Raw genomic sequence first — 15,159 nt, forward strand, 5'->3', positions numbered from 1 at the left:
AAGATACTAATTCAAAAGCTAATCGCAACCAACATGCCTAATACGTTGCTATGTAATATGCTGTTAAAGATACTAATTCAAAAGCTAATCACAACTTAACCGATAATGCATTATTCAACCCCATAGCTATTAAAACTACTAACCTAAAAAACAATCAATGGACAAAAATACAAATCAACCATATTTAAAAATAGCATTACAAACACCTCTCAATATCTTAAAAACAATATGATCAATTAAAAAGCTCCCACCATATATCCATCTATATTATCCAACTCTTACCTCAATCAAATTAAGAGCCGAAGTACGAAACTTCGACTCTTTGTACCATGCCAATCAATAAAATTGAAAGTAAATTACAGAATCAGTAACATCATATTTTCACAGAACTACAAAACAACTAATCTGAAAGTAAGTCACAACTATGTTCACAGTTTATTTAATAGCAATAGAACCCATAAATATACTGAAAACATGCTGAATTGAAGTATAATTCACTTCTATTTTATTCCTATTCAATTAAAATGATACTGTTAGAATGATCCAAAGATATTAATTAAAAACAAGGCACAATTTATAATAGAATTAAAAAAGTCAAAGAACGCTATCAAAGATACTAATTCCAAAAACAGATCACAATCAAACTTACTAAAACGACATTCAACGTTGTTAAAAAACTAAATCAAAAGCTAATCAAAATCTTTAGACAACGTACCATTATTTTCTCACTATTGCCTTCACGGGTTCAAAGATATTAATTTGAAAACTAATCACAACCTAATAAAACGATGTCGTTAAAAATGACGTGCAGTCAAAGATACTAATTTGAAAGCATCACAACAAATATTTATTAATACATACAGAAAAACTCTCCAATCAACAAAACATTCATAAATTTCATTCGAAGCCCTTATTCAGAAAGTTTTTTCATAAAATAAATCCGGCCTTTATTGGTAACCTTCATAATGGTGAAAACTGCCTTTAAATCATCTTTAATCATTGTAGTATACTTTAATTCAAATAATCCCATGTTTTTTGCTTTTTGTGTAGGTTGATTATAAGTGCGTTCACTTTGGCAAAGATAACCGTTATTACGCATCCAAAGAAACAAACGATTTTTACAAATTTCTATGCCATTTCTCTGTAACATCTTAACTATGTGATCTATCGAATAAGAACACCGGGAAACTTGAATAGTATCAGCAAAACAATATTCCGTCATATCTTTTCTAAAATCATAAAAACCAAATAAGATAAGATCTCTTTCATACGTTTGCATCGCTCTACACGCTCCATATTTATAGGTTAGCGGCAATACTTCATCATAAATCCAATCCCGAAACACTCCAGCATCTGATAAATCAGACTTTATTATTAAACAATCTATTTTAGATATTTTACCAAACCGAAAAGACTTAACAATACCATTTCGGTTCGGTATTCCTAAAACAACCGTTTCCTTACAATAGTCTCTAACAGCCTTTACCGGATCAGAGTAACTAAGGGCTTTTGCCACATCGTCCAAACAGAATAATGGTTCAATATTTTCAATCATCATTACTCTCACTCCACCGAATTGTTCATTCCTAAGAATAATCAAATCATTTTTTGCCATTGCTTTTAAATTAAACTCTGCTAAAGAATTTTCTTAATTTCATCGATAACAGATTATTTTCTTATTAGCAGTTAGGATAACCGCCCTTCTATAATTCACAGCCTCTAATTAAATAAAAAATTAACCTAAAAGTTTCTTTACTTAATTAACAGTATGGCAACATTATGTTTTTCTAAAACTATGCCAATCAGAAATAATTACATACACATTATCCAATTCAATGTGACTACATTGAGCTAGATATAGATTTCTATATTTGTTTTTCATAATATAAATTTTATATGTTCACAATATAATAAACACAAACATACAACTTCGAATATAAAATTCAAACAAAAGAGATACCATTAACTATAAATTAACATTACAGAATATCAACGTACTACATTATCCATCATTACATCCATTTGTTAAAACAGTAATTACACGATCACAGAACAAAAAAGCCATTGGAACGTTCCAATTTAAATTAGCAGATAGGATTACAATACTTAATTATATAAAGTCATGAAAATAATAATAGCAATTATCATAGCAATAACTATATTCGCGTTGATAAAGTCAGCAATAAAAGCCAATAAGGCAAAGAAAGAAATAGATGTTGTTTCTCCGCCAGACAATGATGCGGAAAGCAATAAAGAACAAGTAAATAAAAAAGGATAAGAAAAATCAGTTAAAAATCATTACTGATCGTTCCGATAAAGGTTTTCCCTCGATCTGAAAAAGAAATTCCTTCTATTCAAACCGACGAGAACATGCGCATAAACAGAATACCTGTTCATCATCACAAGATACTCATATAACGGTATTTACAGTATAAATCTGATTATTTTTCTGCCCACTCAAGGATCACAGGACTCTTCACATCCACCCCAAACAAATGCGCCTTTGCCAGTATATTGCGTGCCAACTGCGCTTTATACCCTTCAGGAGCATACCTGAAATAAGCTTCTGCCGCTCTTACATGGGCGGCATCATGAATAGGAAACTCCCGTAACTCAGGTATTCCAAACTCTGAAGTATCCAACTCTTTTCGTTCATTCGTTGTCAGCTTATCAGATGACATTTTATGCATTTCACTCATAATGATTCACTTTTATTGTTATACATTACATAACGTAACAGAAAACAGATCCATAAAGATTGACGAATAAAGCAATATTAAGAAACAGGTGAGTATTTTCGAAAAAGAAAAGAAGCATTCTCTCAGAAGAAAAACAAAGAATTAAATAAATCAAAAGGCTAACAAAAAAAAAGGCTATCTATCCCAGACAGCCAATCTTTGTTAACCTTAAATCTAATACTATGAAAAACACAGTACAAAGATACGGACTTTCAGGACATTTGCAAATATTCTGCATATAATTGTAAGAATTATAACATCGTTTAATAGATACCAGAAACTCATTAACACTTCAATAAGATATTCACAAAAACAATAGCCTGTTTGGAAGCTGAATAAGATAAAAACCACTATCTTTGCAACGTTTTATACTGTAAAATAACAATAAACCAAAGATATGATAGCTAAGATTAACCAACTTCTCGAAGAAGTTGAAGCACTGAAAGCCACCAATGCAGAAGAACTTGAAGCACTCCGTATCAAGTATCTCAGTAAGAAAGGAGCCATCAACGACCTAATGGCTGACTTTCGTAATGTAGCGGCTGAGCAGAAAAAAGAAGTCGGCATGAGACTGAATGAACTAAAAACAAAAGCATTAGAGAAAATCAATGCACTGAAAGAACAGTTTGAGAGCCAGGATAATGGTGCATGCGAACTGGACTTGACCCGTTCAGCTTATCCCGTAGAGTTGGGAACACGCCACCCACTCTCTATCGTAAAGAACGAAATTATTGATATTTTCGCCCGCTTGGGATTTAGTATTGCCGAAGGTCCGGAAATAGAGGATGACTGGCATGTATTTTCAGCACTGAACTTTGCTGAAGATCATCCGGCACGTGACATGCAAGATACTTTCTTCATCGAATCACACCCGGATATTTTGCTACGCACACATACCTCTTCTGTACAAACACGGGTTATGGAAGTGTCGCAACCTCCTATCCGTATTATTTGCCCGGGACGTGTATACCGTAACGAAGCTATCAGCTATCGTGCGCACTGCTTCTTTCATCAGGTAGAAGCACTGTATGTGGATAAAGATGTATCGTTCACAGACTTAAAACAAGTATTATTGCTCTTCGCCAAAGAAATGTTTGGTGCAGATACAAAAATCCGTCTGCGTCCGTCATACTTCCCGTTCACTGAGCCAAGTGCAGAAATGGATATCAGTTGCAATATCTGTGGCGGTAAAGGATGTCCGTTCTGTAAACACACTGGCTGGGTAGAAATTCTTGGTTGTGGTATGGTAGATCCGAATGTACTCGAATCTAACGGAATAGATAGTAAAGTATATAGCGGATATGCTCTTGGTATGGGGGTTGAACGTATCACAAACTTAAAATACCAGGTAAAAGACTTACGTATGTTCTCAGAAAACGATACACGATTCCTGAAGGAATTCGAAGCAGCCTATTAAATTTACAATTGGACAATTTACAATTTACGATTAAAAAGACTTTGATTTATCAGTAAATCAGGTAGACATCGAAATTTGTAAATTGTCCAATTTGTTATAAAAGACACAGTCTTAGAAGCAGCATACTAAAAAAAGTTGAAAATTGAAAATTGAAAGTTGAAAATTACTATTCAGCATGATAGCGCAGCCAACTTTCAATTTTCAACTTTTAATTCTCAACTAAATAAGTTCTCAATTTTATGAAAGACAGGCTCGTTACTCCCGGATATTGCCTTATACTAATGGCAAACTTCCTTTTGTATTTTGCCTTCTATCTGATACTTCCCATCCTTCCTTTTTATCTGACTGAGATTTTCCATACCGGAAATGCGGCAATAGGAGTTATTTTGTCATGCTACACCATTGCGTCACTCTGTATCCGTCCGTTCTCCGGTTATTTACTGGATACATTATCCCGTAAACCTCTTTACCTGATTGCTTATTTCATTTTTATTTCCATATTTGCAGGATATATGCTGGCGGGGGTATTGACCTTATTCGTCATGCTGCGCATAGCACACGGATTAGCATTCGGTATGGTCACAGTGGCCGGAAACACGATCGTAATCGACATTACTCCCTCATCACGCCGGGGGGAAGCAGTAGGATACTATGGATTAATGAACAACACAGCAATGAGTTTCGGCCCCATGACAGGACTGTTCATGCACGATGCCTATTCATTTGAAACAATCTTTCTCTGCTCCTTCATTGCAGGAATATTAGGATTTATCGCTGCCTGCCTCGTAAAAACTCCTCCTAAACAACCCGTAAAACGAGAACCGTTATCATTAGACCGCTTTGTATTAATAAAAGGAATACCTGCCGGTATAGCCCTATTACTGCTCTCTATTCCTTACGGAATGACAAGTACCTACGTAGCAATGTATGCCAAAGAGATAGGTATTACACTGAGTTCAGGGCTATTTTTTACCTTTATGGCAATAGGTATGGCTGTTTCACGTATGTTCTCAGGCCGGCAAGTGGATAAAGGGCGCATCACACAGGTTATCACCTTAGGACTATATCTGGTGTCAATCTGCTTCTTCTTTCTTGCTGGTTGTGACAAGCTGATGAAAATAAGCCCCGAACTCACCGAAATGCTCTTCTTTATAATCGCATTGTTATTAGGAGTAGGCTTTGGCACAATGTTTCCGGCATTCAATACCTTATTTGTCAACCTGGCACCCAACAGCCAACGCGGTACAGCTACCTCTACCTACCTCACCTCCTGGGATGTAGGTATCGGTATCGGACTTACAGCCGGAGGCTATATTGCCCAGCTGACTTCCTTTGATATGGCATATCTCTTTGGTGCCTGCCTGACAGTGGTTTCTATTTTTTATTTCAAACTGAAAGTGGCTCCTCACTATCATAAAAACAAATTACGATGAGAAAAAAAGAACGTTATGAGAAAGTAATCGCCTGGTTTCAGGAAAATGTACCCGTGGCAGAAACGGAACTGCATTACAACAATCCGTTCGAACTGCTGATCTCCGTCATCTTGTCTGCTCAATGCACAGACAAGCGTGTGAATATGATTACTCCACCACTCTTTCACGACTTCCCTACCCCGGAAGCATTGGCTGCCAGCACGCCAGAAGTTATATTTGAATATATCCGCAGCGTTTCTTATCCCAATAATAAAGCCAAACACCTGGTAGGTATGGCAAAAATGCTGGTAAAAGACTTTAATAGTGAAGTTCCCGGCACACTGGAAGAACTTGTAAAATTACCTGGCGTAGGACGAAAAACCGCCAATGTCATCCAGTCTGTTGTATTCAACAAGGCAGCAATGGCAGTAGATACCCATGTCTTCCGCGTAAGCCACCGCATCGGATTAGTAGGTGCGAACCATACTACTCCTTTTAGTGTTGAAAAGGAGTTAATGAAAAATATTCCTGCAAAACTGGTACCAATTGCCCATCATTGGTTAATCCTTCACGGGAGATACGTCTGTCAGGCACGTACCCCCAAATGTGACACCTGTGGTTTGCAAATGATGTGTAAATATTTTCAAGAAGCCAAAATTAAGTAGCAAGTAGTCAGAATTAAAGCCAAATGCCTACTAAATTCTAACTACCGACTGGTATATTCTAAAAAATTAATAGTAACTTTGCGGGCACTGAAAAAAGAAAAACTAACACTTTTAAATAATAGAGTATTATGACAATAGACAAATTCAACTTTGCTGGTAAAAAGGCATTCGTTCGCGTTGACTTCAACGTACCCTTGGACGAAAACTTCAACATTACAGACGACACACGTATTCGTGCAGCTCTTCCTACTTTGAAGAAGATTTTAGCAGATGGTGGCAGTGTAATCATCGGTTCTCACCTGGGACGTCCGAAAGGCGTTGCTGATAAGTTCTCTCTGAAGCACATCGTTAAGCATGTATCAGACTTGCTGGGTGTAGAAGTTCAGTTTGCAAACGACTGCATGGGCGAAGAAGCTGCTGTCAAAGCTGCTGCTCTGCAACCGGGCGAAGTGTTATTGCTCGAAAACCTCCGCTTCTATGCTGAAGAAGAAGGCAAACCAAGAGGACTTGCTGACGATGCAACAGATGAAGAAAAAGCTGCAGCTAAGAAAGCTGTAAAAGAAAGCCAGAAAGAATTTACAAAGAAATTGGCTTCTTATGCTGACTGTTACGTAAACGATGCATTCGGTACAGCTCACCGTGCACATGCTTCTACGGCTCTGATTGCTAAATACTTCGACAAGGATAACAAAATGTTTGGTTACCTGATGGAAAAAGAAGTAAAAGCAGTAGATAAAATATTGAATGACATCCAACGTCCGTTCACTGCTATCATGGGCGGTTCTAAAGTTTCTTCAAAGATCGAAATCATTGAGAATCTACTGAACAAGGTTGATAACCTGATTATCACTGGTGGTATGACTTATACATTCACCAAAGCTCAGGGTGGTCAGATTGGTCTGTCTATCGTAGAAGATGATAAACTCGATCTTGCTTTGGACCTGATGAAGAAAGCCAAAGAAAAAGGAGTTAACCTGGTATTGGCTGTTGATGCTAAAATCGCAGACTCTTTCTCTAACGACGCTAACACTAAATTCTGTGCCGTAAATGAAATTCCTGACGGATGGGAAGGTCTTGACATCGGTCCGAAGTCAGAAGAAATCTTCGCTGAAGTTATCAAGAATTCTAAAACAATTCTTTGGAATGGCCCAACAGGTGTATTTGAATTCGAAAACTTCACTCACGGTTCTCGCACAGTAGGCGAAGCTATTGTTGAAGCTACCAAGAAAGGTGCTTTCTCACTCGTAGGTGGCGGTGACTCTGTAGCTTGTGTCAACAAGTTCGGATTGGCCGATGGTGTTTCTTATGTTTCTACAGGTGGTGGTGCACTGCTTGAAGCTATCGAAGGAAAGATACTTCCGGGTATTGCTGCTATCGAAGAATAATAAAAAAACATCTTCATTATAATATAAAAGGCAGCTCTTTTTTCACACAAAAAAGAGTTGCCTTTTTCCTTTCCGATAATGAAAAAGCTACTGTTACTCAGTATATCTGCCCTCTTTATCCTTGCATGTCATAGCGGATCCAAAGAGGTAACGACCACACAAGTCAAGCTTCAATCCGTCACTTTAGGGTTGATGCCTACCATGGATGGTTTTCCGTTTATCGTTGCCCATCGGCAGGGCATTTATGATTCACTGGGACTGGAAGTAAATTTAGTGCGTTTTAATTCAGCTAATGACCGGGATGCTGCTCTTCAGGCAGGTCGCATTGACGGAATGATAACCGACTACCCCAGTGCTGTATTGCTGCAATTGCATCATCCGGGATTAGCCGTTATAATGGAAAACAACGGATATTTCTGTTTTATATCAAGCAAGAAAAGCGGAGTTAACCAACCGGAACAATTAAAAAAGAAAAGTATAGCCATCTCCCGCGGGACTGTGATAGAATATGCTACCGACCTGTTTTGTACAAAATCCGGTATCAAAACAGAAGAAATAAACAAGCCTGAAATAGCACAAATCCCATTGCGCCTCAACATGCTGGAATATGGACAAATAGAAGCTTCCTTCCTACCCGACCCTTTTGCAACCATAGCTATGAACGATGGAAACAGATCCTTGATCAGTACCCGCGAACTGAATATCCATCTCACCGGAACGGCTTTTACAGAAGCTGCACTACAAGAGAAGAAAGCGGAGATAACATCACTCATCCAGGGATATAACCTTGGGGTAAAGTACATACAAACACATTCATCCCAAGAAGTGTCAACTCTATTAGCCGAAGAATTCAGAATATCAGAAAACCTGGCCAGACTTATCTTGTTACCATCTTATACCCCTGCCAGCCGGCCCAACATTCAGGAGATCAACAATACTCTTAAATGGTTGAAAGAAAAAAACAGGATACCAGCTCATTATCAGGGAGAAAATCTGATAGACACTACCTTCACCGTTCCATATAAAATACCCTCTTACACCCCAAACACCAGCCAATAAATATTATAAATGCCAAATTTCGTTTATAATAAATAAGAAAATAACTTCTTTTTGGCATTATTTTTGTTCTACTAACTATGATAACAGTACAAATACCTTGAAATTATGAACGAAAGAGCTATCAACGAGCAACATATATACATTTGTAATTTAATCGAACAAAAACGATTAAAAGAAGCTTTAATGCAACTGGAGTCTTTCCTGTGGAAATGTTCGGATTGGGAGCTCCGCCACCAGCTGGAGCAGCTACAAACCTCCTATAATTTCATGCTACAGTATATGAAACAGGGCATAGCCGATCCGGAACGAGAAAAATTATATACAAAACTTCGTGCTAATGCATTAGAAATAGCCGATAAGGGACGTCTATTGATGCTTGATGATGTATCAACGCATTTCTATCACATAGTACGCAGCAAGCGTACACAGGAGTTAGCGCCTTATACTACAAGCGTTCTGATGCATGTATTGGAATCTTTTAACGACGATTTGGCAGTCAGCGGATTGTTGTCAGACAATAATTTGGATGAAGTTCTGAAAAGACACGAGGAAACACAGAAATTCCTATTTCTGCAAACCTGGTCAAATAGTAGCTGGACTGTAGAAAATGAAGCCGAAGCACAAGCTATGCTGAAGTCGGAACTACTTCCGGTCAATGACCTGTGTCTGTTTACCAGTGCTGTAATGTTGAGTCTGATGGAGTGCTTTGATCTGCGGAAGTTGATGTGGTTGTTAGATGCATACCAATGCAATAATATACACGTCAGCCAACGGGCATTGATCGGAATCATTTTTGCTTTACACATCTATAATGCCCGGCTCGATCTATACCCCGAATTCAGCAAGCGTCTGGACCTGGTCAATGAAGAATTCCCATTAGACGAAGACCTCGCACGTATATACCGTCAACTCCTCTTGTGTCAGGAAACGGAAAAAATAGATAAGAAGATGCGTGAAGAGATCATTCCGGAAATGCTGAAAAATGTCTCTTCCATGCGTAATATGAAATTTGGATTCGAAGAATCTGATGAAGAAAAAGACGATCGAAATCCGGATTGGGGCAATGTGTTCGAAAACTCACCATTAGGCGATAAGTTGCGCGAAATGAACGAACTGCAAATAGAGGGGGCCGATGTATATATGAGTACATTTTCACAATTGAAAAATTTCCCTTTCTTCAAGGAGTTACACAACTGGCTTTATCCTTTCGACAGACAACAGTCAAATGTTATCAAAATGATGCGAAAGGAAACCAGTAAAGAAAACAGGATGATAGACATACTCCTGCAATCGGGATTCTTCTGTAACAGTGATAAGTATTCGCTCTTCTTCACTATGGAGCAATTTCCACAGTCACAGCGCAATCTGATCTTCAGCCAACTCACCGAACAACAGGCGGAAGAGTTCGCCGAACAGTCTAAAGCTGAAACCCTAAAGAGGTTTTCTGAACGTCCGGGTACGATCAGTAGCCAATATCTGCATGACTTGTATCGCTTCTTCAAATTAAACGTACGCAGAAGTGAGTTTAGAGATATATTCAAAGAAAAGATAGAGTTACACAAAATATCAGCATTGAAAAATATCCTGTACCAGGAGGGCACACTAACCTCCATAGCAGATTTTCACTTTAAAAAAGAACATTGGGCAGAGACTGTTGAACTATATAAGGAAATAGAGCAGATGAACGGCCCTCTGAGCACACAGTCGGAGTTTTATCAGAAGTTAGGTTATGCTCTGCAAAAGCAGAAAAAATTGGAGGAAGCCATTGCTGCCTACCTGAAGGCAGATACCATAAAACCGGATAATATATGGATAAACCGTCATCTGGCCAGTTGTTACCGCCTGCTGCGCAACTTCAAAAAAGCACTGGAATATTACCGGAAAGCCGAAGAAGCTTTGCCGGAGAATCATAGTATTGTGTTTTATATAGGTAGCTGCCTGGCCGAATTGCAACAATTTGAAGAAGCACTGAATTACTTCTTCAAACTTGACTTCATGGAAAACGATTGCATCAAGGCATGGAGAGGTATCGGCTGGTGTTCATTCATCAGTGGTAAACTGGAGCAAGCGATCAATTATTATAATAAGGTGATAGAAAAAGCCCCACTTGCAGTAGATTATCTGAATGCCGGACACGTAGCATGGGTGTCCGGAAATATAGAAAAGGCCGCAGAGTTTTATGCCCGTTCCAAAGAGATGAGCGGAGATCAGGAAATATTTCTGGATATGTTCAACAAAGATAAAGCCTATCTCATCAAACAAGGAATAACGAAAGAGGATATCCCACTGATGCTGGATTTGTTATAATTCACCGAGAGGGTTCAATAATAAAATCAACTATTATTAAAACGCAGATTAACATTGATTTACGCAAAGAATAAATTATATTGGAGATAATTAGTGTTCATCTGCGTTTCTAAAGTTGCATATTGATAGTTTCCTTCGGCTTTTGACATACCTATAGCAAGTCAAACGTTAACTTATGGCCTTTATTCACAAAAAAGGATATAATATAGCAAATAAACAGCCTTACATAGTGTGATATCCCAAAAGAATGCCGTTCTTTGCAGTACGAAACAATAAGAGGTTTATAATAATTTGCTTTCATATATGTATCTCCTCAGTTATCCACATTGAGTATTTCCATTCTGATTACTTTTTCTCAAAACTTTTTTATTGCATTATTAATTTTTTTATATTTACGTTTATGAACATGTATGTTGGAAACCTTAGCTACAATGTTAAGGAATCAGATTTGAGACAAGTAATGGAAGAGTATGGAACAGTAGAATCTGTAAAACTCATCACCGACCGCGACACAAGAAGATCAAAAGGTTTTGCCTTTATCGAAATGCCGGAAGCATCGGAAGCAAAAAATGCAATCACAGAATTGAACGGAGCAGAATATGCAGGCCGTCCGATGGTAGTGAAAGAAGCATTGCCCAGAAATTAAGATTAAACTCTGAGATAATAAAAAAGGATATCGCCAAGCGGTATCCTTTTTTTGTTCATTTGGAATTATTCTTTAAGCCGGTTTGCACAACTACAGTCGTTTGAGTTCCTGATACAACCGCTGTATAGGCAATCCCATTACATTAAAATAGCTTCCTGAGATAGATTCCACACCAATAAAACCAATCCATTCCTGCACACCGTAGGCTCCGGCTTTATCCATCGGAATATATTTATCAACGTAATAAATGATTTCCTCTTCGGTCAATGTGGCAAATGTTACATCCGTAACGGCAGTAAAACTTTTCTGCCAATCGCTGGTAGTCAAACAAACCCCGGTAATAACCTGATGAGAAGTTCCGGAGAGCTTACGCAGCATATCTATAGCCCCTTCCCTACCCTTAGGTTTCCCAAGCACCTCCCCATTCAACCACACAATGGTATCTGCTGTAATAAGCAATTCACCCGGCTGAATAAAAGCTTTGTAAGCATCCGCTTTCTCACGGGAGATATAAGCAGGAATTTCTGTTCCCTGCAAAGTATCGGGATAAGATTCGTCTACATCCGGAAGAGTTTTTACTACATAATCCACTCCCAAGCCAGACATCAGCTCTTTTCTACGAGGAGAATTAGAGGCTAACACAATATTGTATTTCTTTAAATTATCAAGCATAATAATAAGTTGTTAGTAGTCACCATCCAAAGGCATCATCCGACATCCATTTTCCATGCACCTTCAGCACCTGTTCTATCACATCACGACCACAACCGTAACCACCTGCAGCGTGAGAGATGTATTTTGCCACCTTCTTTACTTCAGGAGCAGCATCTTTCGGGCAGCACGGAAGACCGCATTCCTGCATCACTTCAATATCGGGCACATCATCTCCCATGTACATTATTTCCTCATCCGTAAGACCATATTTATCACGAAACTCACGATAATCATGTATCTTCACAGCCGAGCCCATATACAAATCAGTCACTCCCAAAGCTGAGAAACGAATACGCACAGCCTCCGTACGCCCGCCAGTAATAATGGCAATGCGCAACCCTTTTTTCACAGCCAACTGGATAGCATAGCCATCTTTAATATTCACAGTACGCATCGGCTCACCCGACGGATGCAATGGAATCATATCCGCACTCAACACCCCATCCACGTCGAAGGCAATGGCTTTTATCTTTTTGAGGTCGTAATTGATTGTACTCATAATGATATTTACGATTAAACGATTTACGATTTACGATTGAAAATACTGCGACTGATAAGCTCATAAAGTTGCTGCATTCCGGGATCATCAGAGAGCATGGCGAGATGATTGTTGATTACATTTTCATCATAGCGTATAGCAGGCCCGGTTTGGGCAACTTTAGGGCTCAGCTCATGTACTTTACGGGCTGTCTCGTCAATCAAAGGAAGCATTACATCGAACGGGAGATTATACTTCTCCAGCAATTCAGCTGCCAGCGCATACATATGGTTCGTGAAGTTGCAAGTGAACACAGCAGCAAGATGCAAACTCTTGCGTTGTTCGGAAGTAGCTTCGTAAACACGTTCGGACAAAGTGGCAGCGATAGCTTTGAGCAGTTCCGTATCTTCGGGTGTGGACGCTTCAATAAAAAAAGGAATCTCACGGAAGTCCACTTCACGTTGTTTACTGAATGTCTGCATGGGATAAAAAACGCCGTAATGCTCTACATGCCCCTCCCAGATACTCATTGGAATACTGCCAGCCGTATGTACCATCAAAGCTTCTTTTCGTTTCCCGGCCACAATCGCAGGAAGCAATTCCGCAACAGCCGAATCTTTCAGCGAAACGATATACAGCCGGGCAAATGGATTTATATCTTCCGGATGAGTAGTAAATTCTGCTTCTACTTCTTCTGCCAACCGACAGGCCGAATCTTCCGTACGGCTATACACCTGCACGATACGAAATCCTTTACGATACAAAGCCTTAGCCAGGTTTGTCGCCAGATTTCCGGCACCAATAAATACAATTGGCGTATCTTCTATACTTCTTTTCATCGCGTTGATATCAAATACAATATTCCTCCGATTATCAGCAATGCCAGAGGCAGCAGATAGGCGGACATACTTCCCAGCAGAGCTACAATCAGACCGATATTCATCACAAGCCAAAGCCCTATCAGCACCAGGCCAACAGATTTATCATGTTTGAGAAACAAGAAAATAACAGCTGTATACAGCAGGAAATTATCTTTATTCATCACCCACGGCAATCCAATGGCAGAAAAGTGTATCAGCTTGTCAATGAGGTAAAGCACGCCTATCACAATCAGAGTGACAGCAGTTGCCTTGTATGTATCTCTATTGTTGTTGGCTTTAGCAGCACTCACTGTTATTTTCCTCCGAATTTATTAATATGAATTTTCTCCCACTGCAGGTGGCTTTCATCAAAAGGTTTACGTTCCATGCCTTTGTGTCCGATGGCGATAACAGACAGAACCTGAAGTTGCAAAGGTATATCAAGTACGCTACGCACATATTCGTCCGACGGCATGCCGGTAGCAGCATAGCGTTCACGGATTTGCACCCAGCAACTACCTAATCCCAGATCTTCAGCCTGCAATTGAAGCATAATAGAAGCAATAGAGGCATCTTCAATCCATACGTCACTTGCCAATGGGTCAGCAGTAACAACGATGGCAAGTGCAGCATCGGCAATAAAAGCAGAAGCCTGTTCCTTACAGTGCGAAAGCTTCTCCAATGTCTCTTTATCATCTACGGCAATAAACTGCCAACCATTGCTACGTTTAGAGGTAGGCGCCATCAGTGCGGCTTTCAACAAAGTCACTACCTGCTCTTGTGAGAGTTCTTCACCGGTAAACTTCCGCATACTGCGGCGGTTCTTTATTAATTCACTGAAATTTTCCATGCTATTTTTACTTTCTTTATACTTGTAAAGACAAGTGCAAAGATAATGCAAACTGAGAGCAGAATAAAGTGAACTTGTTCATTTTTTATGCCAAGGTGCAGCTTATCTTCGCTTTTCGGCAAAGATAAGGATAAAAACCGAAAAACTAAATAGTTCAGCAGGCTTGCTATAAACTGGAAAGTCATATAACAAGACTGTACACTTTTGTATGACAAGAATGTACAGCTTTGTAGTGCAAGGTTGTACACTTTTGCATGGTAAGAATGTACAATCTAATAAATACTGATTATCAAGCACTTACAAGCACCTTTATGAGATATTTTCCCGGCATCACTATCTTTGCCCACGAGGTCTGTGCCAGCACCTTCCACACCGGAGTACCGATCTCCCCATAATTCGACATTCGTAGAATGGCCTTTATATCTTCGGTGTCCGTCACCTTAATCCGATCCAATGCCAGTAGCAACCCGTCATAGTTGTGCGTCTTTTTATTGAGCACATATTCCGGAGGTGGAGGCAAAACAGAATTCTCCTCCCTCTTCTTCTTTTCTTCTACTTTACTTTCTTTTACTTTACTTTGTCTGAAAATGTCTGCATTTTCCAGACTCAACTCCATCTGAACGGGAAA

Annotated in this window: 15 protein-coding genes, 1 pseudogene and 1 CRISPR repeat array (1 of these 17 only partly in view); of the genes and pseudogenes, 8 read left to right on the top strand and 8 right to left on the bottom strand. The window is 39.2% G+C overall.

Going from position 1 to position 15,159, the window contains the following annotated elements; translation table 11 throughout:
- A CRISPR array of direct repeats spans window positions 1-95; the repeat unit is 36 nt; it begins 732 nt to the left of the window's first position.
- A gap of 815 nt (window positions 96-910) precedes the next feature.
- Entirely contained in the window at window positions 911-1,615 is a 705-nt protein-coding gene (locus QX565_RS03965; protein ID WP_289291407.1) for a phage antirepressor, read from the bottom strand.
- Window positions 1,616-2,122: 507 nt separating this feature from the next.
- Between QX565_RS03965 and QX565_RS03970 the strand changes: the two genes are divergently transcribed.
- Window positions 2,123-2,278 (top strand): hypothetical protein, encoded by a 156-nt coding sequence (locus QX565_RS03970; RefSeq protein WP_289291409.1) that lies wholly within the window; start codon window positions 2,123-2,125, stop codon window positions 2,276-2,278.
- 163 nt (window positions 2,279-2,441) lie between these two features.
- Here the strand turns inward: QX565_RS03970 and QX565_RS03975 are convergent, their stop codons facing one another.
- Window positions 2,442-2,699: a hypothetical protein gene (locus QX565_RS03975; RefSeq protein WP_221649810.1), complete on the bottom strand. Its 258-nt coding sequence runs from the start codon at window positions 2,697-2,699 to the stop codon at window positions 2,442-2,444.
- A gap of 436 nt (window positions 2,700-3,135) precedes the next feature.
- Here QX565_RS03975 and QX565_RS03980 point away from each other — a divergent pair, with 436 nt between their 5' ends.
- The 7 genes from QX565_RS03980 (at window position 3,136) to rbp (ending at window position 11,629) form a co-directional block, all read left to right on the top strand.
- A complete protein-coding gene (locus tag QX565_RS03980; protein WP_221649811.1) occupies window positions 3,136-4,155 on the top strand; it encodes a phenylalanine--tRNA ligase subunit alpha in 1,020 nt (339 codons plus the stop codon).
- Window positions 4,156-4,394: 239 nt separating this feature from the next.
- Window positions 4,395-5,588: an MFS transporter gene (locus tag QX565_RS03985; protein WP_221649812.1), complete on the top strand. Its 1,194-nt coding sequence runs from the start codon at window positions 4,395-4,397 to the stop codon at window positions 5,586-5,588.
- The gene (gene nth / locus QX565_RS03990; protein WP_195349066.1) at window positions 5,585-6,232 is read left to right on the top strand and encodes an endonuclease III; all 648 of its coding nucleotides are present in this window, start codon (window positions 5,585-5,587) and stop codon (window positions 6,230-6,232) included. The genes QX565_RS03985 and nth overlap by 4 nt, the downstream gene beginning before the upstream one ends.
- 125 nt (window positions 6,233-6,357) lie before the next feature.
- Window positions 6,358-7,617 carry a phosphoglycerate kinase gene (locus QX565_RS03995; RefSeq protein ID WP_025867323.1) on the top strand — a complete coding sequence of 420 codons (1,260 nt, stop codon included), beginning with the start codon at window positions 6,358-6,360 and terminating at the stop codon, window positions 7,615-7,617.
- Window positions 7,618-7,695: 78 nt separating this feature from the next.
- Complete coding sequence (locus QX565_RS04000) at window positions 7,696-8,676, top strand: ABC transporter substrate-binding protein (RefSeq protein ID WP_289291414.1); 981 nt, start codon at window positions 7,696-7,698, stop codon at window positions 8,674-8,676.
- A gap of 105 nt (window positions 8,677-8,781) precedes the next feature.
- Window positions 8,782-10,983, top strand: coding sequence for a tetratricopeptide repeat protein (locus QX565_RS04005; protein WP_289291415.1), 2,202 nt, complete (start codon window positions 8,782-8,784; stop codon window positions 10,981-10,983).
- 400 nt (window positions 10,984-11,383) lie between these two features.
- Window positions 11,384-11,629: an RNA-binding regulator gene (gene rbp / locus QX565_RS04010; RefSeq protein WP_002561115.1), complete on the top strand. Its 246-nt coding sequence runs from the start codon at window positions 11,384-11,386 to the stop codon at window positions 11,627-11,629.
- A gap of 90 nt (window positions 11,630-11,719) precedes the next feature.
- Here rbp and QX565_RS04015 read toward each other — a convergent pair whose 3' ends face one another.
- From QX565_RS04015 to QX565_RS04040, 6 genes and pseudogenes are all read right to left on the bottom strand, one after another.
- Window positions 11,720-12,301: a Maf-like protein gene (locus QX565_RS04015; protein WP_221649815.1), complete on the bottom strand. Its 582-nt coding sequence runs from the start codon at window positions 12,299-12,301 to the stop codon at window positions 11,720-11,722.
- A gap of 19 nt (window positions 12,302-12,320) precedes the next feature.
- Window positions 12,321-12,842, bottom strand: coding sequence for a KdsC family phosphatase (locus QX565_RS04020; protein ID WP_221649816.1), 522 nt, complete (start codon window positions 12,840-12,842; stop codon window positions 12,321-12,323).
- 23 nt (window positions 12,843-12,865) lie between these two features.
- Window positions 12,866-13,660, bottom strand: coding sequence for a Rossmann-like and DUF2520 domain-containing protein (locus QX565_RS04025; protein WP_221649817.1), 795 nt, complete (start codon window positions 13,658-13,660; stop codon window positions 12,866-12,868).
- On the bottom strand, window positions 13,657-13,992 hold the full coding sequence (locus QX565_RS04030; RefSeq protein ID WP_002561111.1) for a hypothetical protein: 336 nt from the start codon (window positions 13,990-13,992) through the stop codon (window positions 13,657-13,659). Before QX565_RS04030 ends, QX565_RS04025 begins: the two co-directional genes overlap by 4 nt.
- Before the next feature lie 2 nt (window positions 13,993-13,994).
- A complete protein-coding gene (locus tag QX565_RS04035) occupies window positions 13,995-14,531 on the bottom strand; it encodes a nitroreductase family protein (protein WP_007486257.1) in 537 nt (178 codons plus the stop codon).
- A 289-nt stretch (window positions 14,532-14,820) separates the two neighbouring features.
- Window positions 14,821-15,159: pseudogene (locus QX565_RS04040) on the bottom strand (hypothetical protein); the annotation flags it as partial.

It is taken from the genome of Bacteroides sp. 41_26, from assembly GCF_949740115.1.
Taxonomy (GTDB): Bacteria; Bacteroidota; Bacteroidia; order Bacteroidales; family Bacteroidaceae; genus Bacteroides; species Bacteroides nordii.

Excerpts from the sequence above, each read along its gene's own strand:
- QX565_RS03975 (WP_221649810.1), bottom strand. The coding sequence starts at position 2,699 with ATGAGTGAAATGCATAAAATGTCATCTGATAAGCTGACAACGAATGAA.
- QX565_RS04025 (WP_221649817.1), bottom strand. The coding sequence starts at position 13,660 with ATGAAAAGAAGTATAGAAGATACGCCAATTGTATTTATTGGTGCCGGA.
- QX565_RS03980 (WP_221649811.1), top strand. The coding sequence starts at position 3,136 with ATGATAGCTAAGATTAACCAACTTCTCGAAGAAGTTGAAGCACTGAAA.
- QX565_RS04015 (WP_221649815.1), bottom strand. The coding sequence starts at position 12,301 with ATGCTTGATAATTTAAAGAAATACAATATTGTGTTAGCCTCTAATTCT.
- nth (WP_195349066.1), top strand. The coding sequence starts at position 5,585 with ATGAGAAAAAAAGAACGTTATGAGAAAGTAATCGCCTGGTTTCAGGAA.
- QX565_RS03985 (WP_221649812.1), top strand. The coding sequence starts at position 4,395 with ATGAAAGACAGGCTCGTTACTCCCGGATATTGCCTTATACTAATGGCA.
- QX565_RS03965 (WP_289291407.1), bottom strand. The coding sequence starts at position 1,615 with ATGGCAAAAAATGATTTGATTATTCTTAGGAATGAACAATTCGGTGGA.
- QX565_RS04005 (WP_289291415.1), top strand. The coding sequence starts at position 8,782 with ATGAACGAAAGAGCTATCAACGAGCAACATATATACATTTGTAATTTA.
- rbp (WP_002561115.1), top strand. The coding sequence starts at position 11,384 with ATGAACATGTATGTTGGAAACCTTAGCTACAATGTTAAGGAATCAGAT.
- QX565_RS04035 (WP_007486257.1), bottom strand. The coding sequence starts at position 14,531 with ATGGAAAATTTCAGTGAATTAATAAAGAACCGCCGCAGTATGCGGAAG.
- QX565_RS04020 (WP_221649816.1), bottom strand. The coding sequence starts at position 12,842 with ATGAGTACAATCAATTACGACCTCAAAAAGATAAAAGCCATTGCCTTC.
- QX565_RS03970 (WP_289291409.1), top strand. The coding sequence starts at position 2,123 with ATGAAAATAATAATAGCAATTATCATAGCAATAACTATATTCGCGTTG.
- QX565_RS04000 (WP_289291414.1), top strand. The coding sequence starts at position 7,696 with ATGAAAAAGCTACTGTTACTCAGTATATCTGCCCTCTTTATCCTTGCA.